19 protein-coding genes are annotated in these 21,394 nt (G+C 50.1%); 6 read left to right on the top strand and 13 right to left on the bottom strand.

Annotated features, from left to right (window positions below):
* Window positions 1–11 precede the first annotated feature (11 nt).
* Window positions 12–950 (top strand): glutaminase B, encoded by a 939-nt coding sequence (gene glsB / locus CRO03_RS17625; RefSeq protein WP_097112988.1) that lies wholly within the window; start codon window positions 12–14, stop codon window positions 948–950.
* 15 nt (window positions 951–965) lie between these two features.
* Here the strand turns inward: glsB and CRO03_RS17620 are convergent, their stop codons facing one another.
* From CRO03_RS17620 to CRO03_RS17610, 3 genes are read right to left on the bottom strand one after another with little or no spacing between them, the layout of a single operon-like run.
* The gene (locus tag CRO03_RS17620; RefSeq protein ID WP_097112987.1) at window positions 966–1,220 is read right to left on the bottom strand and encodes a TIGR03643 family protein; all 255 of its coding nucleotides are present in this window, start codon (window positions 1,218–1,220) and stop codon (window positions 966–968) included.
* On the bottom strand, window positions 1,217–1,924 hold the full coding sequence (locus tag CRO03_RS17615; RefSeq protein WP_097112986.1) for a cupin domain-containing protein: 708 nt from the start codon (window positions 1,922–1,924) through the stop codon (window positions 1,217–1,219). Before CRO03_RS17615 ends, CRO03_RS17620 begins: the two co-directional genes overlap by 4 nt.
* A gap of 13 nt (window positions 1,925–1,937) precedes the next feature.
* Window positions 1,938–2,309 carry a VOC family protein gene (locus CRO03_RS17610; protein WP_097112985.1) on the bottom strand — a complete coding sequence of 124 codons (372 nt, stop codon included), beginning with the start codon at window positions 2,307–2,309 and terminating at the stop codon, window positions 1,938–1,940.
* Between the two features lie 292 nt (window positions 2,310–2,601).
* Between CRO03_RS17610 and CRO03_RS17605 the strand changes: the two genes are divergently transcribed.
* Window positions 2,602–5,037, top strand: coding sequence for a sensor domain-containing protein (locus CRO03_RS17605; RefSeq protein ID WP_097112984.1), 2,436 nt, complete (start codon window positions 2,602–2,604; stop codon window positions 5,035–5,037).
* Here the strand turns inward: CRO03_RS17605 and CRO03_RS17600 are convergent.
* Together CRO03_RS17600 and CRO03_RS17595 are read right to left on the bottom strand one after the other, a co-directional pair.
* Window positions 5,034–5,912 (bottom strand): universal stress protein, encoded by an 879-nt coding sequence (locus tag CRO03_RS17600; RefSeq protein ID WP_097112983.1) that lies wholly within the window; start codon window positions 5,910–5,912, stop codon window positions 5,034–5,036. The two genes, CRO03_RS17605 and CRO03_RS17600, sit on opposite strands and share 4 nt — an antisense overlap.
* 156 nt (window positions 5,913–6,068) lie before the next feature.
* Window positions 6,069–6,626 carry an ECF-type sigma factor gene (locus tag CRO03_RS17595; protein WP_097112982.1) on the bottom strand — a complete coding sequence of 186 codons (558 nt, stop codon included), beginning with the start codon at window positions 6,624–6,626 and terminating at the stop codon, window positions 6,069–6,071.
* An 83-nt stretch (window positions 6,627–6,709) separates the two neighbouring features.
* Between CRO03_RS17595 and CRO03_RS17590 the strand changes: the two genes are divergently transcribed.
* Window positions 6,710–9,187: a serine/threonine-protein kinase gene (locus CRO03_RS17590; protein ID WP_097112981.1), complete on the top strand. Its 2,478-nt coding sequence runs from the start codon at window positions 6,710–6,712 to the stop codon at window positions 9,185–9,187.
* A 24-nt stretch (window positions 9,188–9,211) separates the two neighbouring features.
* Here CRO03_RS17590 and CRO03_RS17585 read toward each other — a convergent pair whose 3' ends face one another.
* The 8 genes from CRO03_RS17585 to CRO03_RS17550 all read right to left on the bottom strand — a co-directional run bounded on the left by CRO03_RS17585 (window position 9,212) and on the right by CRO03_RS17550 (window position 17,957).
* Window positions 9,212–9,766: a cytochrome b gene (locus CRO03_RS17585; protein ID WP_097112980.1), complete on the bottom strand. Its 555-nt coding sequence runs from the start codon at window positions 9,764–9,766 to the stop codon at window positions 9,212–9,214.
* A 60-nt stretch (window positions 9,767–9,826) separates the two neighbouring features.
* Complete coding sequence (locus CRO03_RS17580; protein ID WP_097112979.1) at window positions 9,827–11,224, bottom strand: sensor histidine kinase; 1,398 nt, start codon at window positions 11,222–11,224, stop codon at window positions 9,827–9,829.
* Window positions 11,214–11,882: a winged helix-turn-helix domain-containing protein gene (locus CRO03_RS17575; RefSeq protein ID WP_097112978.1), complete on the bottom strand. Its 669-nt coding sequence runs from the start codon at window positions 11,880–11,882 to the stop codon at window positions 11,214–11,216. Before CRO03_RS17575 ends, CRO03_RS17580 begins: the two co-directional genes overlap by 11 nt.
* A gap of 25 nt (window positions 11,883–11,907) precedes the next feature.
* Window positions 11,908–12,264, bottom strand: coding sequence for a diacylglycerol kinase (locus tag CRO03_RS17570; RefSeq protein ID WP_097112977.1), 357 nt, complete (start codon window positions 12,262–12,264; stop codon window positions 11,908–11,910).
* A 78-nt stretch (window positions 12,265–12,342) separates the two neighbouring features.
* Window positions 12,343–12,657, bottom strand: a complete 315-nt coding sequence (locus tag CRO03_RS17565; RefSeq protein WP_097112976.1) for a DUF3240 family protein — start codon at window positions 12,655–12,657, stop codon at window positions 12,343–12,345.
* Complete coding sequence (locus CRO03_RS17560; protein WP_097112975.1) at window positions 12,644–15,709, bottom strand: efflux RND transporter permease subunit; 3,066 nt, start codon at window positions 15,707–15,709, stop codon at window positions 12,644–12,646. Before CRO03_RS17560 ends, CRO03_RS17565 begins: the two co-directional genes overlap by 14 nt.
* Before the next feature lie 2 nt (window positions 15,710–15,711).
* Complete coding sequence (locus CRO03_RS17555) at window positions 15,712–16,749, bottom strand: hypothetical protein (RefSeq protein WP_097112974.1); 1,038 nt, start codon at window positions 16,747–16,749, stop codon at window positions 15,712–15,714.
* The gene (locus tag CRO03_RS17550; protein ID WP_141397768.1) at window positions 16,746–17,957 is read right to left on the bottom strand and encodes a TolC family protein; all 1,212 of its coding nucleotides are present in this window, start codon (window positions 17,955–17,957) and stop codon (window positions 16,746–16,748) included. The genes CRO03_RS17555 and CRO03_RS17550 overlap by 4 nt, the downstream gene beginning before the upstream one ends.
* A gap of 143 nt (window positions 17,958–18,100) precedes the next feature.
* Here CRO03_RS17550 and CRO03_RS17545 point away from each other — a divergent pair, with 143 nt between their 5' ends.
* The 3 genes from CRO03_RS17545 to CRO03_RS17535 all read left to right on the top strand — a co-directional run bounded on the left by CRO03_RS17545 (window position 18,101) and on the right by CRO03_RS17535 (window position 21,389).
* Window positions 18,101–18,790: a VIT1/CCC1 transporter family protein gene (locus tag CRO03_RS17545; protein WP_097112972.1), complete on the top strand. Its 690-nt coding sequence runs from the start codon at window positions 18,101–18,103 to the stop codon at window positions 18,788–18,790.
* Between the two features lie 92 nt (window positions 18,791–18,882).
* Window positions 18,883–20,844: an LTA synthase family protein gene (locus CRO03_RS17540; protein ID WP_245861729.1), complete on the top strand. Its 1,962-nt coding sequence runs from the start codon at window positions 18,883–18,885 to the stop codon at window positions 20,842–20,844.
* A gap of 62 nt (window positions 20,845–20,906) precedes the next feature.
* Window positions 20,907–21,389 carry a TlpA family protein disulfide reductase gene (locus CRO03_RS17535; RefSeq protein ID WP_097112970.1) on the top strand — a complete coding sequence of 161 codons (483 nt, stop codon included), beginning with the start codon at window positions 20,907–20,909 and terminating at the stop codon, window positions 21,387–21,389.
* Window positions 21,390–21,394: the final 5 nt, after the last annotated feature.

Here is a 21,394-nt window from a genome sequence, read left to right as displayed (position 1 = left end):
ATGAGAGCATTATGGAAGGTACCCCTAAACAACCCTCTAATTTATCTTTGCTATTGCAAAGTTTGCTGGAAGAGGCGCGACAGTTACCGGAGCAGGGCAAGGTGGCGGATTATATTCCGGCACTGGCTGCGGTAGCGCCTGAGCAAATTGGCCTGGCGGTCGCTACCATTGATGGCCAGGTGCACAGTGCTGGTGATGCCGACACCGCCTTTTCTATTCAAAGTGTGTCAAAAATATTTGGCCTGGTGCAAGCGATGAACCGTAAGGGCGATGCGCTGTGGCAACGGGTGCATATGGAACCCTCCGGCCAGCCTTTTAACTCTATTGTCCAGCTGGAGTGGGAGCACGGTATTCCGCGCAATCCCTTTATTAATGCCGGCGCCCTGGTTGTTGCCGATATGCTGGTCAGCCATTATTCGGCCAGTAAAGCGGCTGCCCTTAATTTTATTCGCAGCCTGGCAATGACCGAAGAAATATGGGTTGATAACGCCGTTTACCATTCAGAAAAAGAACATGGTAACCGCAACGCCGCGCTGGCTTACCTGATGAAAAGTTTTGGTAATATTGAAGCCGAAGTCCCGGCTGTGCTGGATCACTACTTTTATCAGTGCTCTGTTGAAATGAGCTGTAAACAACTGGCACTCAGTTTACTGTTTTTAGCCAACCGCGGTGTGCACCCGGTAAATGAGCAAAGTATTTGCAGCCGGCGCGATGCCCACCGAGTCAATGCCATTTTATCAACCAGCGGTATGTATGATCAGTCGGGTGAATTTGCCTTTACCGTGGGGTTACCGGCGAAAAGTGGTGTCGGTGGCGGTATAGCTGCAATAGTGCCAAATTATGGCGTTATTGCCGCCTGGAGCCCGAAACTGAATAATTTTGGCAACTCCTGCCGGGGGATGCATATGATTACCCAGCTGGCAGGACAGCTGGGGTTATCGGTTTACTGAGTCAGCTGAGTTGGCTTAGCGTTTATATTGGGTTGGGCAGTAGGCACGGCTGATAGCTGGGTTGCGTAGCTTCAGGTGCTTGGTATTGCGGCCGCTGACCCGGGCCCGCCAGAGCCGGAACGAGCCGGCTTTAAGTTCGCGGCGCATTAGTTTAATCAGCGCCGGTTCGCTTAAACCATATAACTGCTCAATCGCTTCAAATGGCGTGCGATCTTCCCAGGCCATCTCAATAATGCGGGATAAATCAGCCGCGCTGAAGTGGTGGCTCATAGTGTTGTATCCTGTTTACCTTGGATAAATTTATCGCCCAGTAAGCCTGCGCCTAAATGGCCAACTTTAACGTAAATCAGGGCTCCTTCAGCTTGAGTAAAAGGGGTGTGCTGGCTGTAGCGGGGGCTGCGTATCCAGCTACCTGCAGGGTATTGGCCATATTCGTCGCAGAACAGCCCTTCAAGCACCAGAATTTCCTCGCCGCCGACATGAATATGCTGGTTAAATTGGGTCTCCGGTGCCCAGCGTACCAGTGCCGTACTGACCCCATCGTGTTCATGTAATGGCAGTACCGACAAGCCTGGCACCAGACCGGGCCGCCAGTGTTGCTGATGAGTATTGATTGCCAGCTGTTCAGTGTCAGTTGCCGCAAATTGCCATAGTTTAACCAGTAGAGTACAGCCGTTTTCAGAAAAGGGCTGATGTGAGCTGCCGGGAGGGTTACGCAAATAAGTACCGGCCGGATAATCACCATGTTCATCACTGAACACACCTTCCAGCACCAGAATTTCCTCACCGCCGTCATGGGTATGGCTACTATAGCCACTGCCCGCCTCGTAGCGGACAATACTGGTAGCACGGGCCACTTCATTCCCTGCCCGGTCCAGCATCATCCGGCTGACACCGGCCAGCGGCGAAGCAATAAATTTATAGTCAGCGGGCAGGATTACTGCCCGCTGACTGAAATTACTGTTGAGTTGCATCACTGACTAACCTTTAACCAAAGTGGCAGAAACACAGTTTATTACCATCAGTATCTTTTATATAAGCACCATAAAAAGTGTTAGCAATGCGTTGGCCCGGGGCACCATCACAACTCGCACCCAACGCTATGGCTTTGTGGTACAGCGCATCGACTTTCTCCTTAGAACCCGGTTGAAACGACACCATGTTGCCATTGCCCGGCGTTGCAGGCTGTTGGTTGAACGGTTCGCATATGGCCAGCATCGGCTGGGCCATACTTTTACCAAAGAAGGCGATACGGCCCATATCAAGTAGTGATTTGCCACCTAATTCTGCCAGTAATTCACCGTAAAATGCCTTAGCAGCAGTTAAATTATTCACACCCAGGGTTACGTAGCTGATCATCTGAAATTCTCCGGTTAGTTAAAATGTATTAGTTTATTTATGCTGGCAGCAGTATACGCAAGTCGCCAGCAAACAGAGCAGTGGCAAAGCAGGTTATTTATGTCCTGTGCTAAGTAGCAGTCAAAGATTATTTAACTATTTCTCCCCAACTGACATCCTTTCAGACCTGTTTTGGGTTTAATTGTTGGCAATAAATAAGCATAGCTTCTACAGTTGTCCTAATTGTCAATAAACCACTAATTTTGTATTTAAATTTGTTATGTGGCTTACCAGCTAAAGAGTAATACTAAGTATGGAGACGTTTCAGTTAAGCCAGCTGCAGGATGCGATTGTCCACTCGGCCGTTGATGCCATTATTGTGATTGATCAACAAGGACTAATCTGTTTCTTCTCACCTTCCGCAGAAAAACTATTTGGTTACAGTGCTGCAGAATGTGTCGGACAGAATGTACGCTTGCTTATGCCTGAACCCTTTCACGGCGAGCACGACAGCTATCTGAAGAACTATATCAAGGATAAAAAGCCGGCAAAAATTATTGGCATTGGTCGTGATGTGCAAGGTAAACGCAAGGATGGGTCAATATTTCCGATGCATTTGTCTGTTGGCGAGTCAAAAACCAATGGTAAACGCTATTTTGTTGGTATTTGCCATGACCTGACCGCCTATCAGGCCAGTGTCAAAGCGCATTTAAAGGTATTGTCGGTGCAGGATGCGCTGCTGGAGGCTGCCGTTGATGGCATTATTTCAATTGATGAGTTTGGCATAGTGCAAAGCTTTAACCGCGGCGCAGAACAGCTGTTTGGTTATAAAAAACAGGAAGTGATTGGCCAGAATGTCAGCATGCTGATGACCCAGCAACACGCAGGCCAGCACGATAGTTTTATTGATAATTACAAAGTCAGTGGTAAAGCAAAAATTATCGGTATTGGCCGTGATGTCCAGGCGCAGCATAAAGATGGCTCGGTTTTTCCAATGCATTTATCAGTGGGCGAGTCGATTACCGAACAAGGCCGGATTTTTGTTGGCGTATGCCATGACTTGTCAGAATTTAAAGCAGTATTGCAGCGACTTATTTCTGCCGAACAACGTTACCGCGATATTGTGCAGAACCAGAAAGAATTTATTTGCCGGCTAAGTAAAAACTCCCGGCTGACATTTGTTAATAATGCCTTTAGCCGGCAACTGAACCAGCAGTTATATCAGATGCTGGGTATATCTATTTTTGAATTTATTCATGCCGATGAGCGGCACAGCGTCGAGGCGTTGCTGACCCAATTACGACAAGGCGGCGAGGCGCAGACTATCTCATTGTCGGTGCGGATGCTGGGGGCCGACAATGCCATACATTGGGTTGACTGGACCTTCAGCAGCCTGGCGGGTAAAGCCGACTCAACGGATGAAATACAAGGCGTGGGTATTGATATTACTGAGCAGGTTAAAGCCAAAAATCACGCAAAGTTTCTTACCAGCTTTGACAGTTTAACCGGTTTGCTAAATAAAGAGGGGTTGATGGAGCAGTTTGGCCGGCGCTCTGATGCTGACGCCGTTTACGCTGTGCTGTTTATTGACTGTCATCGCTTCCGGTTGATTAATGAAAAGTACGGCTACGAGTTTGGTGATTTAATGCTGATTGAAGCGGCGCACCGGCTGCAAAGTTTATTGCCGGGTGGCGCGCTGGTTTGCCGGCCCGGTGCTGATGATTTTATTGTCTTGCTACCGTTGGCTGAGCGCAGTGAATTACTGCCCTTTGTTTATCAGTTAATTGAGCAATGCACCGAGCCTTACTGGCTGGCCCAGGAGAAAATAGCCCCGTCTATCTGTATCGGTATCAGCATGTTCCCGGATGACTCGAGCCAGTTTACCGAACTTATTCAGCAGGCAGAGTCAGCCATGTTCGACGCCAAACATCAGGGCCTGCCGTTACGACTGTACCATGAAGATATTCACAGCGCCCTGACCCGAAGGTTGGAGCTTGAGCAGGGCTTGCGGCGTGCGCTGGAGCACAATTTACTGACTGTAGTACTGCAGCCGAAGTACCGGTTATTAACTGAACAACTTATTGGCTATGAAGCGCTGGTGCGCTGGCATGATGCAGCGCTGGGTACGGTGGCACCGGATGTCTTTGTCGCGGTTGCTGAGGCTGTAAATCTGGGCAAGAAACTGGATTGCTGGGTAATAAATGCGGTACTGCAACAACTCAGCGAGTGGCAGCAGGCAGGTTTAACCCCCCAGGCTGTGGCAGTAAATATTACCAGTAAGCATTTTTCTGACCCGGCGCTGTATCAGTTTATTATGGACAAACTGCAGCAATTGCAGCTGGCTCCGGACTGCCTGCAACTGGAAATTACCGAGGGGGTGGCCATGGATAAATCGCCGACGACGTTGGCGAACCTGAATGCCTTTCGTCGTGCCGGTATTAAAATTGCTATTGATGATTTTGGCACCGGCTATTCGTCGTTATCCTACCTGACCTCGTTACCTATCGACTTTATTAAAATTGACAAAACCTTTGTACAGGCACTCGACAATGGTCATAACCTCAGTTTGGTAAAAGCCATGCTGGCAATGGCCAGCGCTATTGAAGTTGAGGTAATTGCCGAGGGCATTGAAACCCCGTCCCAGCAACAACTGCTGGCGACGCTGGGCTGTCAGTTTGGCCAGGGTTATTTATATGCCAAACCCACAGCACTGGCCGATATTGAGCAGCAGCTTATCGCAGCCGGCTAAGCCAACTGTTTAACAATTAGCACATCACAGGGAGTATGCCGGCTTAAATAGTGGGCGGTGTCGCCGAACAGCACTGAACTGAAGTTATGCGGATGGCTGTTGCCAATAATCGCCAGCTGGCAGTGATAATTCTGCACGGCTTTAGGAATTTCATCATCGGGCAGCCCCTCACTCAGGTGCACCGTTTCTGCCGTTAGCTGATGCTCTGCAATATAGGGTGTGAGTTTATCATTATGTTGCTGCTGAACATCCGGCAGTGGCGCAAAGCCATGGTTGCTGTCGTAGGGCAGGCTCATGCTGTAATCGTCCGTCTGGTAGCAATTCAGTATGTGTAATTGTTTACTATCTTGTTGTACTAACTGTTCGCCAATCGACAAGATTGCATCGTTTAATTGATATTGCTGTTGTGCACTGCCGTCGACATCCAGGCAGGCAAGAATGCTCAGCTCACTGCTTGCTGTGCGCTGCTTAACCAGCCAAACCGGCAAATCACAGCTGTTGATCAGATAATGTTCCACATCGGGTACCAGCCAGGACAATATACTGCGTTTAGCTTGCTGCTGTTTAATAATCAGGCTGATGTCGTGTTGTTGCAACAGCTGGTCTATGGCTCGTTGCGCCGGTTGTTGCCAGTCAATGCTGATATCGGCAATTGCTACAGGTATTCCCGCCTGGCTGATTTGCTGTAACAGCTGCTGCCGGTAGTGTTCCGCCTGCTCATTAATGTCGGCTAGCTGGCGCTTTTTATACCATGAGCAAAACAATGTCAGTTTGCTGTGGTGTTGTCTGGCCAGATTTATGGCTCTGGCTAATACTTGCTCGTCATCGGCCTGGTTCTGCAGCACAATCAGTAAATGTTTGAATACCTGTTTCATAGCGTTACCCGGTTTATCTGTACGTTTTTGTCACAATGACAACTCGTCAGCCATACCGCTTAACTGGGCTGTTATAGTAGTAAGCGGATTTAGCCGGATAAAAAGACAACAAAATGAAAAAAAACTTAAAATGACGGGAAATCAGGGTAATAAAGGCTACATGGCCTGGCTAAGCCAGGCTCTTGCCAGCTTGGAACTGCGCTCTATGGTTTTGCCGGAAACGCCATATAAGTCACCAATCTGTGCCGGGCTTAAACCGGCAAAGAACTGTAAATCGAGGATCTCGGCTTTTTGCTGGTCAAACTCAGCCAACGCTGTCATGGCATTGTGCAAGCCAATAATACTGCTGCTATCATCGCCCTGCAGTACATCATCGGTCAGAGTAACCTGTAATAAACCATCTCCCCGTTTGGCGGCATTTCGCGCCCTGGCATGGTCTACCAGAATACGGCGCATAATACTGCCGGCCAGCCTGAAAAAATGTAACCTGTCCTGGTAATCTACTTCTGCCTGCATCAGACCAATAAAGGCTTCATTGACCAGCGCGGTGGCCTGCAGAGTATGGTTTGGCCGCTCCTGGCGCATATATTTTGCCGCCAGCTGATGCAACTTATCCTGCACCAGGATGCTTAATTGCTGCTCTGCCTGCAGGTCGCCATCACGCCATTTGCCCAGCAGGGCAGTAACATCATTGTGTTCCTTAACAATAGACATAAAGCTATTTTCAACTAGGCTGTTATGGGACTAACAGTATAGACACATTTTAGCTAATTTAGGAAAGGCGGGGCAACGCATTAATGGATAAGCAGATGTGGCTTAGAATAGAGCAAATTTATTATCAGGCAACAGAGTTGCCCGCTGCTGAGCGCAATAGCTTTATTAAACAGCAAAGTAGTGGCGATACTGAACTTTATCGGGCGTTGCAGCAGCTGCTTGCCAGTGACGGCCAGACCATACAGCTACAGGATATGCTTTCTGCAGAAGCGACCAGCCTGCTGAGAAGCCAGCAGGATTTAACCGGAATGACCCTGGGCCAGTATAAGTTAGTGCACCAGCTTGGCCGTGGCGGTATGGGTACTGTTTATCTGGCAGAGCGGGCAGATAAGCAATTTGAAAAGCAGGTCGCAGTTAAGGTTATTGGTACCACTTTGTTTAATCCGGTATTACTGCATGCGTTTAAAACTGAGCGGCAAATTTTAGCGGATCTGGAGCATGCGGCTATTTCCAGGTTACTTGATGGCGGCACTACCCGTGACGGTATGCCTTATCTGGTTATGGAGTATGTTAAAGGTGAGCCGATTGACAAGTACTGTGCTGCGCGCTTGCTGTCGCTGACGGCGCGGTTACAATTGTTTGTCAAAGTGATGGCCGCGGTAGCGTTTGCCCATCAGAAAATGGTGGTGCATTGTGATCTTAAACCGTCCAATATTTTAATTGACCAGCATGGCGAGCCAAAATTACTGGATTTTGGTATTGCCCGCTTGCTGAACCGTGCCACCAGCACCGACGCAACCACAGCTACTGAGCAACTTGGTTTAACCTTAAACTTTGCCAGTCCGGAGCAAAAGCAGGGCAAAGCACTTTCTGCCCTGAGCGATGTGTACGCTTTAGGATTGGTATTGCAGTTACTGGTGGCAAAAAGTGCCAGCAGCGACGTGCATTGGATTATCCGGCGTGCCTTGCAGCAAGAGCCCGCCAACCGTTATCAATCGGTCACGGCGTTTGCTGATGATATAAAGCGCTTTCTGGGTAAGCACCCTATCCAGGCCCGGCCCGGCAGCTGGTGGTACCGCTGCCAGACATTTGTCCGGCGTAATACTGCCAGCAGCACTTTGGCAGCGGTTATTCTGTGTGGTATTACAGCGTTTAGTGCGGCATTCTGGCAACAGGCGCAGCAGGTAAAGCAAGAGCGGGATATTGCCCGGCTGCAGCGGGACAAAGCGCTGGCAATAACTGAATTTGTTACCAATATGCTGGGCAGGGCCGACCCGGTTGAGGCGCAGGGCGCCGAACCTAAGGTGCGGGATGTGCTGGATGAGGCCAGTAATCAATTGGCAGAACAAAGCGACCATGCCCTGAGCCAGCAACCTGAAGTGGCGGCAGCAGTGCACCGGATTATTGGCCGTACTTATCATTCGCTTGGTTTGTTAACTGCCGCCCGGCAACATCTGGAACAAGCCAGGCAACTGGCGCTGCAGTATAACTTTACCGAAACGGAGGTGTATTGGCAGATCCTGACCAACTTATCTTATATCTATCAGGACCAGTTTAAGAATGACCAGGTATTGGAGCTGCGTTATCAGGCATTAAAGCTGGCTGAACAGTTGTACGGCAATGATCACAAATTAACCCTGGGCTCCATTGGTAACCTGGCTGCGGCTTATATGGAAGCAGGAGAGTTGGAGAAATCTGAGCAAATGTGGCTCAGGTTATATCAGGATAGGATCCGGGTGCTGGGTGAAGACCACCGGGATAACATTAACTCATTGGCAAATCTTGGTGTGATCAATCACTGGCTGGGTCGGTACCAGCAGGCAGAGCACTACTACAAACGCTGTTTTGATATGGCTGAGCGCCAGTTGGGCAGACGTCATCCCACCACGCTAACCTGTATGAGTACTCTGGGTTCAATTTATGAAAGCTCTGGCCAGTACCAAAAGGCTGAACCAGTAATTACCGGACATATTGAACTGGCGACGGAAGTGTTGGGTGAATTGCACCCTGCTACCCTGCGTTCAAAGCATAACCTGGCGGATAGCTACCGCGGCCTGGGCCGGTATGCAGAAGCAGATGTGCTGTTTCGCCAGGTACTGGCACAGCGCGCTGAGGTGCTTGGCAGCGACAATATTGAAACCCTGCAAAGCCAGATGAAACTGGCGCGATTACTGCGCCTGCAGCAGCAGTTTAGCGAAGCCGAGCAGCTGGTACTTGATGCCTATAATAAACAACAAAAACAATTAGGTGAGGGCCATCCCAGTACTTTGATAACGGCTCAGGTACTGGCCGATACCTATCTGGCGCAGCAGAAAACCGACGCCGCGCTGCAATTGTATCAGCAGATCGTTATGTTGCACGGTGAAAAAAACGCCGACCATCCTGACATTGTCGATACCTGGGCAGGCATTGCCAGAGCTTATTTGTTGCAGGGCAACCCGCAGCAGGCAAGCGCAGCGCTGGAGCGCGCCGATAGGATCATCGCCTTGCATCCGCAGAAAAAAAGCAGCAATGTTCAGCAAGCCAGGCTTGCGTTGCAACAACAAGATACGGCGAACTAGCTGCCAGCTTTATTTGGAGGCTTGTCAACGCTGTCGCTTGCCGGCAAACAGCATTTTTCGCATCGTGTTATCTTTGAGGAGGTAGTGATGAAACAACGCGGCCGCGCTATGCAAGCCTATCAGCAGATAACCGGCGCTGGCGACGATTTCGTGTAGTTCTTCCAACCAGTCGGCGATGCCTGCATCCGGGCTTAGCAGTTGCGGCAGGGTAATACCAAAAATAATGGTGCTGCTATGTTCGGCGTTAACCAGCAACCAGCCCAATAGTGGCTGAACTAACATCAGCAGGTACAGGGCACTATGAGTTGTAATCATCAGATAGCGTTGCCATTCGGGCTGCACATTACTGTGTGGCGGTGCAGGCCATAGTTTTCTGGCCAGAATTCTGAACCAGAAAACAATAAAAATGCTTAAACCAAACGCATAGTGGGCGGTTTTTATTAAATTTCTGGCATCAGTTCCTTTCTCAAATACATCTCTGAACTCCATACTGCAGTAAACCAGCACAAATAACAGCGCGGTAAGCCAGTGCAGAACGATCATAATGCCTGGATAACGGCCCGGATTGGTAGCTTGCATAACTGCACTCCTGTGGTTGAGAGTGCCAGTCTGGATGAAGCGGCTTAAGTGAACCTTAAATTAGCCCTTGGCCGCTGCTTCAGGAAACTGAATAAGAACATCCAGGCCATGCTGGTGATTGGCGGTAAAGGATATGCTGCCATGGTGCAGCTCAACAATATGTTTAACGATAGATAAGCCCAGGCCGACACCTTCTGTTTGCTGGTGCTGCTGATGCCGGTAGAATCTGTCGCCAAGCCGGTTGATATCGGCATTCGTACTGCCGCCGTTGCTGATCCGGACCATGATGTTATGGTTGCTGTCCCGCTGGGTCTGGATACTAACCGTGCCATCCGCCGGAGAATATTTGGCGGCATTGTCTAAGACGTTTCGCAGCACACTTTGCAGCAGGGTGCTGTCACCGTATACCTGACAACTGTCATCCAGTTCCAGCTGCCAGTGTACTTTATCCAGCAATTTGATTGGTAACTGCGACAGGCTCTGATGCAGCAGCGGCGTTAATGGCAGCGCTTCACAATCAATCTGCTGCAGATGTTCGAGTCTTGCTACAGATAACAGCTGATTGACCAGATGTGACATGCGTTTGCTGCTTTCAGTAATCGCATCCACTGCTTCAGCCACCTCCAGCGGATCAGTGGCGCTGCTGAGGTTTTGCGCATGCAGTTGTAAGATACTCAGCGGCGTGCGTAATTCATGCGAGGCGTCAGCAATAAAGCGTTTTTCCTGCTGTAAGTAGCGCCGGATCCGTTGCAGCATACTGTTTATTGCGCTTTGAACTGGCTGCAGCTCTAACGGCAGCACCAGTTTGATTTCGTGCAATTGTTCCGGGGTTTTGTTGGCAACCTGCTGCTGTAATAACTGCAGCGGTCGCAATACCAGTTTAATCACCAGATAAATTAACAGGCTAAGTGGTAGCATCATAAACAAAATAGGCCTGACCTGCGCCTGAGCAATATGTGCACCCAACTCTTTGCGAATATCTTCGCGCTGTGCGGTAAAGATCCACAAATCCTGCTCTGGCACAAAGTAGCTAAAGGTTATCCACAAGGTGCCGTGCTCGGTGATCTCGTGGTAGCCGGCCTGTCGTTTCGGGGTTGGAAATTGCAGGGCATTTTCCGACAACATCACCAGCTTGCCGCCCTGCTGGGCCTGAAAGGCTATTTTGCCCTCATACTTATGGCCATCGAGCAACCGCTCCTGCTGGGCGCTTAGTGTTTCACCCATTTCAGTAATGTGCGGCACTGCGATTACCAGTGGTTCGGCATTGATTTGTCTTAACGGGTTGCTGCTGAGCAACAAACTGATTAACTTAGCGCTGCGAGCCAGTTCGGCATCGTAAATTTCATCCAGTTCGTGCAATGCATCGTGGTAGGCAACCCAGGCATTTAAGCTTAAGGTGCCAAGCATCAGCAGGTTAATACCCAACAGCAAATAAAACTTAATGCTATTAAATGCCATACTGGGTTACCAGCATATAGCCCACGCCACGCACCGTTTTAATCAAATTGGCTGAGAGCTTTTTGCGCAAATTATGAATATGCACCTCTATAGCGTTACTTTCATTGTCACCATCCCAACCGTAGCTTAGCTCTTCCAGTTGCTGACGCGATAAAATCCGATCTGGTTTAAGCATAAATTCTTTCAGCAGCATAAATTCGCGGCGGGTCAGGCTGACATCCTGCTGCTGAAACTGACAATGGTGGTTTTGCAGATTCAGGCTGATGCCTGCCAGATGCAGGTTGTCATCTGTTCGTTGTTGCTGGCGGCGGCACAATACTCTGATCCGCGCCTCCAACTCCAGGACATCTATCGGCTTAACCAGATAATCATCAGCGCCGCTGTTCAGGGCAGTAAGCTTGGTATCCAGTTGGCTTTGGGCGGTAAGCACCAGAATGGGCATGATAACGCCACTGTGGCGCAGCTGGCGGATAATATCCAGCGCAAAGCCATCCGGCAGCCCCAAATCCAGGATCATCAAGCCAAAACCGCTGTCCTCTGCTGCCAGCAGCGCTTGCTTACCCGTTGTGCACAGTTCCGGCTGGTAGCCCATCCGCTTTAAACGGGTAATCATGCCCTTGGCCAACAACTCATCATCTTCTACCAGTAAAATCCGCATGCAAATTGTCCATTGGTACTTTCGTTTACCACAGAATAATCAGCCAGCTGGCCGCAGCACCACACAGTGCTATCAGCACTGCTGCTGAACTCAAGTCTTTGGCTTTACCACTAAGTTCATGATAATCATGACCGATACGGTCAACTGCTGTTTCAACTGCGGTATTAAGCAGTTCTACGATCAACACCAATAATGTACTCAGCAGCAAAATGGCGCGCTCTGCCGGGCTGACATCAAGCCAGCAAATAACCGGCAATATAATGAGCAGCGCTATAATTTCCTGGCGCAAGGCAGGTTCTGTTTTAAAACCTGCTACCAGGCCCCGCCAGGAGTACTTACTGGCAAACCACAGCCGGCTCAGACCCTTTGCTTCAGATTTCATGACTTGCTCCAACTGATTGTTTGCGGGCTAAGTTTAGCTTAAACAGCTTAAGCATTTATTAAGGTGAAATCTAACTGTTTAGAGGTGACCACTGTCCAGTATCGGGGTGACATAGTAACGAATGCCTTTGTCGCCGGGTTTGCAGGAACGGCATTGCCGTAGCTGTGTAATAACCTGCTGGCGCAGGCAGGCATCGACAATCACTTCTAAACGGAACATATGCCGGTATCCGACTACCTGTTCTAATTTATCAAACTGGCTATTCTCGCGACTATGGCCGTCTATCGGAACAATCGAAAAACCGCTTAAGTTATCCAGTTTCAGTAAAGTATCGACCACTGCATCGCGTAGCTCGAGTGGAAAAAAAGCGTGCAGAACTTCAAGATTTTTCATTTCGACCTCGTAAACGCGCGTACATTAATGGCAGCAGGAATAAAGTAGTTAGGGTTGATGTTACCAGACCACCAATCACCACTATCGCTAACGGTCGTTGAATTTCTGCACCCGGACCACTAGCCAGAGCCAGCGGTATAAGCCCTAACATGGCTGTGGTAGCGGTCATCAGGATAGCACGTAGCCGGTCACTCGCCCCCGTTATCACCAGTTCGTCAATGCTGCTGTAACGGTTGTCGATACTTTGGAAATGGGACAGCATCACGACGCCATTTAACACGGCGACACCTAATAAAGCGATAAAACCAACGGAAGCCGGTACCGACAGGTATTCACCGCTGATAAAAAGTGCAATTACTCCGCCCATCAGTGCAAACGGAATATTGGCATATACTAAGCCTGCTATTGCCAGTGAGCGAAAAGTAGTAAACAGGATCAATACGATAATAAGTAACACCACAGGCACAATCATCAGTAAATTACTGGTTGCCCGTGCCTGATTCTCAAATTCACCGCCATATTCTATGGTGTAGCCACTGGGGAGCGGTATGCTGGCGTTAATTTGTTGCTCCAGCTCCTCAACGAAGCCGACGATGTCCCGTTGCTGCACGTTACTGGTAACAACGGCAAAACGGCTGCCATTTTCCCGCTCAATTAAACTTGGACCAAACTGGGTTTCAATGGTGGCAACGCTGGCTAATGGTGCAACTGAGCCATCTGACAGGCTGATCGGCATTTGCGCCAGTTGCTGAATATAGGTAACCCTGGAAAGGCTTTGGCTGCTGCTGAACATTAACGGTGTTTTAATTTTGCCAGCAGTTATCTCACCGACCTGAAGTCCGTCGACAAAGATCCTTAACCGCCGGGACAGCTCGGCTGTGGTAAGTTGATAGCGGGCAGCAACTTCCGGACGCAAGCGAATATTAATAAATTCACCGCCATCGATAAGGGTTGTCTGCACATCAACACTGCCAGTAATTCGGCCGGTAGTGTCAGCAATCTGCTGCGCCAGATCACTGAGTGTCGCAATGTCATCACCAAATACTTTAACTGCAACGTCACCTGAGGTGCCGGTCAGCATTTCTGATACGCGCATCTGAATGGGTTGGGTGAAATTGAAGTTGATGCCCGGATACTGGTGCAAAATTTGCCGGATATTTTCAATCAACTGCTCTTTGTCTGTGACCTGCCAGCTTACTACCGGCTGCAACTGGATAAACATATCGGTTTCATTCAGGCCCATTGCGTCCATGCCAAGTTCATCTGAGCCGATGCGGGCGACGATTTGCTTAATTTCCGGTACGTCGCGCAGTAAACGTTTGCTAATCTGGCCATCCACTGCAAGCGACTCGGCTAAACCGACGCCCGGATGCTTTTCTAACTGGACGATAAGATCGCCCTCGTCCATAACCGGCATAAAGGTTTTACCGACAAAAGTCCCGGTAATACCAGTAGCAATAAGCAGAACAAGTGCCATGACAAGCCATGGCGCTGGCCGCCGGATCAGTTGTTTTAATGCGTTTTGATAGTGTTGCAGCAACCATTGCAAAAATCGGGGCGCCGGTTTAGCTGAGAACTTAATAATGCTGACCGCAAGTACCGGAATAACACATAAAGCAATAAGCAATGATGACAACATCGCAAAAACGATGGTCATGGCGACCGGTGAGAATAATTTGCCTTCGAGGCCGGTAAGAAAAAGCAGTGGTGCGAACACGATAATGACTATTAGGGTGCCGGAGATCACCGGTTTTGCCACTGCCAGAGTGGCGCGATATATCCGGTGCGCGCGCGGCGCGTGGCGTTGTTGCTGGCTTTGGCTCAGAATGTTTTCCACCACTACCACGGCAGCGTCAACCAGCATACCAATAGCGATAACAATACCACCCAGTGACATCAGGTTTGCTGTGAGTCCTGCCAGGTCCATGGCAAGAAAAGTCAGGGCTACCGCCAGCGGGATCGAGATAGCCACAACCAGCGCCGCCCTTACATCCGCCAAAAATACAAACAGCACTAGCAATACTAACAATACGGCGGCAAAGAGTGCCTCTAGAATGGTGTTGACCGCGGTTTCAATAAGGCTGGCCCGGTCATAAAACACATTCAGTTCACTACCTTCTGGTAAGGTCATCTCAATTTGGGCAATTTTTGCTTTGACTGCCTGCACGACATCGCTGGTGTTCGAACCTTTCAGGGCAATAATCATGGCCTGGGCGGTCTCGTCACCATTATGGGTTACGCCACCAAAGCGTGCCAGATGACCGATGTTGACTTCGCCAAGTTGCTCCAGCCGCAACGGTTCGTTGTTCGCGGATTGGATTGTCAGCTGGCCCAGGTCGTATGCATCGTTAAGCTTGCCTTCTGTCCGGATAACCAGGGTACTGGTGCCGCTGTTGATCCGCCCGACACTGCCATTCAGATGATGTTGTTGCAACCAGTCAATAAGTTGTTCCAGGCTGATCCCTGCCTGCTGTAAGCGTTGCAGATCAGGTGCAAATTCGTAGGTTTGAACATAGCCCCCCATAGTTGTTACTTCCGCCACGCCGGGCACCGTGCGCAACAGTGGCCGGATTTGCCAGTCTAAAATGTGGCGGCGCTCAGTCAGCGTTAAATTAGGGTTGTTATAGCTAAACATGAATATCTCACTGAGCGGGGTACTCATAGGTGCAATGCCGCCTTCGACATTGGCAGGCAGACTGCCCCATACCCCGGCAAGACGCTCACTGACTTGCTGGCGGGCCCAGTAGATATCAGTACCCTCTGCGAAGTCGATAGTAATAGAGGTTATCGCGTATTTAGTGGTAGAGCGCAATATGCTTTGATCGGGTATCCCAAGCAATTCGGTTTCTATTGGCTGGGTGATTTGAGCTTCAACTTCGGCAGTCGTCATCCCGGGGGCGCGAATGATCAGTTTTACCTGAGTTGGTGAAATATCCGGAAACGCATCTACAGGCAAGCGTTGCCAGGCTTGCACAGCAAGGGCAACAATCAGGGTGGTCATGGCGAGCACAAAAAGCTTTTGGGTGAGAATAAAGCGTAACAATGCGGCCATGCTTATTCGCCTCCCAGACCCAGATAGTGGCCATAAACCGCGCTGACAGATTGGCTAAGGATTTCAGAAGCGCTGCTAAGGGCGACACTTTGCACCCAAAATGAATCAGCGTCTTTGGCTACGATAGTCACTGGGACCAAGCGTAGGCTTGCTGAAGATTTCAGCCATACATGCTGCTGACTGTTATGCCGGACAATGCTATTTCCGGGCACCCGGAACACTGCCTGAGCATAAAGCGGTACCACACTGAGGTGTTGCTGCCAGTTGGCCTGGCATGCTGGATGTGTCGTCAACGGAGCACTCCACCAGATCCGACTAAAACCCTGACTCACTGCTTCCAACCGGGCGATATCAAGTTGGCAGCTGCCAAAACCAATAGCCGTCAGTTCTGCCTGTTGGTCGGTCAGAGTCCCTTGCAGACGAATTTGTTCTGCTGCAATGACCCGGAATAATGCCGTATCTGCAGAGTCTGCCGCCATTAGCACACCTGCAATGGGCGCGCTCAGGGTAATTTGTAAGTGATCATCACGGATGCTGCTGATACGTTCATAAAAATGATCTAAGTGCTCAAAATCAAGCAAGGCAATTTGATATGCCTGGCTGACCTCTTGCCATGAGCCGGAACTTATTGCCTGGCGGGCAAAAAGCGCGCGATTATCATCGTAGCGTTTTTTAACCAATTGGAAGTGGGCTTTGCGGGTTTGGTACTCGGTCAGAAAATGATGAACTTCAGAGCCCTCCAGTTGCAAAACTGCTTGCCCTTCTGTAACGAGAGTGCCGGGTTGTTCCAGCCATAAAGTCGCCGCATTTTCCACCACCCGGCTAACCGGAACTGCACTGTTTGGATAAGCACTGACCCGGGCACTCAGTTCAGGCCCGCCAAAATGAGTTGCTGCAGTGACTTCTGAGTAGCGAAGCGCCAGGGCGCTTAACTCGTTGATAGCCACTTCGGCTGACTGGGCGGCCGCATTAAGCGGCAGGCTTAGCACCAGCATGATACTTATCGTGCTGGCAAAGCGTAGCACTGAGCAAGGCTTCATAAAATAACTCCGGCAGTCTGATTTAACGTAGCGATGGCCTGTTGCACTTGCACTTCAAGTAACGCGAGCTGGAGCTCAGCCTGCAATAGTTGTTGCAAACGCTGTTGCGCGATATCCGGGCTGATCTCCTGGCGTTCGAGCAGCATAAGCAACGCTGCTTTTGCCTGCTGGCGTAAAGGTTCATTGCCTTTTAATAACGCTAGTCGCGTTTTAACGGTGTTTAGCTCAGTTTGCGCTGTTTGATATTGGTGCTGGATGTCCAATTGGGTGTCGCTGAAGCTGTTTAGCCACTGCTGATAGTCCAATTGGAAATTATTGGAGTCGAGCTGATTTATTTGTCTGCCAAATGTCAGTGGCACATCAAGCTGCGCGCCAATTTGGTTATCATCAAAGCCAGGGGTGCTAACCCGCTTGACCCGGGTGGTTAGTTGCCAGGCTGAATTAGCTGTTGTGCTGGCCTGCAGCTGTAGTTTGAGTTGTTGCTCTTGCATCATCAACAGGTGCAGACGAGGATGTTGTTGTAAATCTGGCTGGCTAAACTCAGCTTCATTCACGTCCGTAGGAGTGCTCCGCTGTCCAGTTAAATATTGCAACTGCTGCCGGGCATTTGTCAGCTGCTTTTCACTTTGCAGACGCTCAAGTTTAAGCTCTGTCGCAGCTTGCTGATACAAATATTGGTGAAAGACATCGGTCCCCCGGCCACTGCTAAGAGCCTTAAGCCTGGTAAGAAAGCGTTGATAAACCGTTAATTGCTCTGCCAGAATAGCGTGTCTGGTTTGCTCGGTTTGAATTGTCCAAACGATATCGCGGACCAGGCCGCTGGCGTGCCAGCGTCGATAACTAAGCAGGCTTGCTCGCAATCGTTGTTCGTTGTTAATTAGCTCATCATCAAGCCGGGCCCGGCCGGGGCTTTTCAACGGCAGGGTTAAAGCAAGTTCAACTTCGTCACTACCGCCATTCGTCTGGCTTTGCAGAAATGCCGCCGACAAGGTCGGTGCATCAGCTAACCAGCTCGATATCCAGGGTGCCGCTTCTATTGTGGCCTGGCGTTGAATGGTTGCCTCAGCCGCATCGGTAAGTTGCAACATATTTTCGGCAATTGTTGGCGCTGGGTCGGCAGAGGCAACGCTACTATGGCCAGACAACACGCACATCAAGAATACAACTACACCGGATTGCGGTTTGACTAAGCCCGCGAACGAGAGCATAAATAAGTCCCCTGGTTAATCATTAATCATGATGTACAGGATGTTATTGTAAAAAGCTTAAGCTTTTCTTAAGGTAACAGTAAAGTTTAGCTGCCAGAGTTAATTCTCGAAGCAATATCAGGCAAACAAAGGGCATGAAGTGTATGAGCCACATTGAAGATCACCGCTCGCATCGGGTTGGCTGGTTGCGTGCGGCAGTGCTGGGCGCTAACGACGGTATCGTCTCTACCGCCAGCTTAATTATTGGCGTGGCCGCTGCCAGTACAACGCATGCCAGCATAATGTTAGCAGGGGTTGCAGGTCTGGTCGCCGGCGCTATGTCTATGGCGGCGGGGGAGTATGTGTCGGTCAGTTCGCAGGCGGATACTGAATATGCTGATCTTGAACTTGAAAGAATTTCACTGTTAGAAAACCCACAATTTGAAAAAAATGAGCTGGCGGAAATTTATGAAAAGAGAGGTGTTGAGCCTGCTCTGGCGCGCACAGTTGCCGAACAGCTGATGGCCCACGATGCACTGGGTGCTCATGCCAGAGACGAGATAGGTATTTCAGCAAATGGCACTGCCCGGCCTGTTCAGGCAGCACTGTCATCTGCGTCCACCTTTACCATTGGTGCTGCTTTGCCACTACTGGTTGCCTGGGCAGTGCCCGGGCAATATCTGATTCACGCTGTTTCTCTGCTATCGCTATGCTTTCTCGCACTACTAGGCGCCCTGGCAGCGCGGGCAGGTGGGGCACCCGTAATAAAGGGCGCTGTAAGGGTCACTTTTTGGGGCGCGCTGGCAATGGCGCTAACTGCAGCGGTAGGCAGTATTTTTGGCGTAGTTGCTTAGGAAGGCGGGCGGCAGAGGCCGTTTTTGTACTTAAGTATTGCTTAAGCTTTAACCACTAGCATCCAATTCAAATAGCTGTTGGATGTTATTGCATGCCATTAAACCGTCGTTTGCTTAGATTTTTCGGGCCCTATCTGCACTATGTGGTGATGCTGCTGGTGATGCTGCTGTTATTGTCAGCCAGTCGGGCAGGGTTATTTATCTGGCAATACGACAGAGTCGTTGCTGCCGGCGATATCGCTACCATGCTGCTGCAGGGAATAAGAGCTGATCTGATCCTGGCCGGCTTATGGTTAAGTCTGCCGTTGTTGCTGGCGCCACTGTTGGCCCATCAAGCCAGTTTTACTCTGTGGCGTTACTTCAGCCATGGCTGGGTATTGCTTGGTCTTTGTCTGGTTATTTTTATTGAAGTATCGACCCCGCAGTTTATTCTGCAATATGACATCCGGCCGAACCGGCTGTACATTGAATATTTAAAGTACCCTAAAGAGGTTTTCAGTACGCTGTGGCAGGGCTATCGGGCGATGTTGCTCGGTGGCATCGCCATCACCTTATTGTTGCTGTGGCTGTTGCACCGTTTATTCAGCAAGGTTACGGCTGTCGTCCAGCCTTATGCAACCAGAACATTCTGGTGCAGCTGGCCTGTTATTTTATTGCTGGTATTTGCCGCTATCCGATCTTCCACCGAACATCGGCCGGCCAATCCGGCGTTGTTTGCGATAACCAGCGATGCATTAGTAAACTCACTGATTATAAGCTCGCCATACTCCGTGTTGTACGCATTATATAGCCTGCGACATGAAGCGCGCTCCAGTGAAATATACGGTACGCTGCCTGATGACGAGATGCTGGCCCTGGCCCTGGATTGGCCCTGGCTGAAACAACTGAGTTTCTTAAATAAAACGCTACCGACCTTAAACTATCGCCAGGCCAGTGTAACCCGCAGTAAACCGCTGAACCTGGTGATTATTTTGCAGGAAAGTCTGGGTGCAACTTTTGTTGAATCGCTGGGCGGGGTGGCGGTAACGCCGGAACTGGAACAGCTAAAAAGCAGTGGCTGGTGGTTTGAGCAAATGTATGCCACCGGCACCCGCTCAGTGCGCGGTATTGAAGCGGTGGTCTCGGGCTTTATGCCAACACCGGCACAAAGCGTGGTTAAGTTGTCTTTAGCGCAGCAGAATTTTTACACCCTGGGCAGCACGCTGGCGCAGCGCGGCTATCACACCAGCTTTATTTATGGCGGTGAAGCGCACTTTGACAATATGCGCAGTTTTTTTACCGGCAATGGCATCAAGCAGGTGATTGATCTGGCACAAATGCCTGCCCCGGTATTTGTTGGCAGCTGGGGTGCCAGTGATGAAGACTTATTTACTGCTACAGCCCGTCATCTGGCTGATATGCACCAGCAGCAGCTGCCCTTTTTCAGTCTGGTATTTACTTCGTCAAACCATACGCCTTTTGAGTTTCCGGATGGCCGTATCAGCCTGCATGAACAGCCGAAACAAACAGTAAATAACGCCGTTAAATACGCCGATTATGCGCTGGGTCAGTTTATCGCCCATGCCAGGCAACAACCTTACTGGCAGGATACCCTGTTTCTGATTGTGGCCGATCACGACAACCGGGTGTATGGCAGCAATCTGGTGCCGGTAGAGAAGTTTCATATCCCCGCACTGATCTTAGGTGCTGATCTGATGCCCAGGCACATTAAGCCGGTCGCCAGCCAGATTGACCTGGCGCCAACCTTGTTATCGTTGATGGGGATCAGTGGCCAGACTCCATTAACCGGACGCGATTTCAGCAAAGATGATAGCAGCCCGGGCCGCGCCTTAATGCAATTTGATCAGTACTTTGCCCTGATGGAGCAGCAACAGCTGACGATTTTGCGACCCGGTCAGCCGGCGGTCAGCGCACGTTATAACCTGCTGCAGAAACAGCTGGTGCTGTCGGAGCAGGCGCCAACCGCTCAGCAGGTCAAACGGACATTGGCCCAGGTACTGTTGCCCTCTTATCTGTACCGCCAGCAACAATATCATTTAGCAGACCAACCCTAAGGGCGCTTAAGGTTTACTTAAGCAATCCCGGTTAGCTTGAACACCACTATATCGGAGGTTTTATGCAGTGTCGGATTATTAGGGTGTTACTGGTCGGGTGTTTGCTGAGTAGTTTGCTGGCTGGCAGGGTTGCTGCAACCGAGCTCAGTGATTTAGAAGGCAGCCCGGTTAGCAGCATGCAGCAGCTCAGAGGTAAAGTGGTACTGGTCGATTTCTGGGCGTCCTGGTGCGTACCCTGTCGCAAGTCTTTTCCCTGGTTAAACACTATGCAGCAACAACACGCCGCTGCTGGCTTGCTGGTGCTGGCGGTAAACGAAGACAGCGAGCGCAATGAAGCAAACCGCTTTTTACAGCAGGTGCCGGCTCAGTTTGCTGTGCTGTATGACCGCGCTGGCGCGATGGCAGAGCAATACCAGTTAAAGGGTATGCCCAGCAGTTTTCTGATCGACAAAAAAGGCCAGATCCGTTATCGCCATATTGGTTTTAAACAAGCCGATATCGCCGACTATGAAGCAAAAATTCGCCAGTTACTGGCTGAGGAGTAAGCAGA

It is taken from the genome of Arsukibacterium tuosuense (assembly GCF_900215315.1).
GTDB classification, from domain to species: Bacteria; Pseudomonadota; Gammaproteobacteria; order Enterobacterales; family Alteromonadaceae; genus Alishewanella; species Alishewanella tuosuense.
The sequence above is the reverse complement of the archived record's forward strand: the minus strand, read 5'-3'. Positions and strand labels throughout refer to the sequence as shown.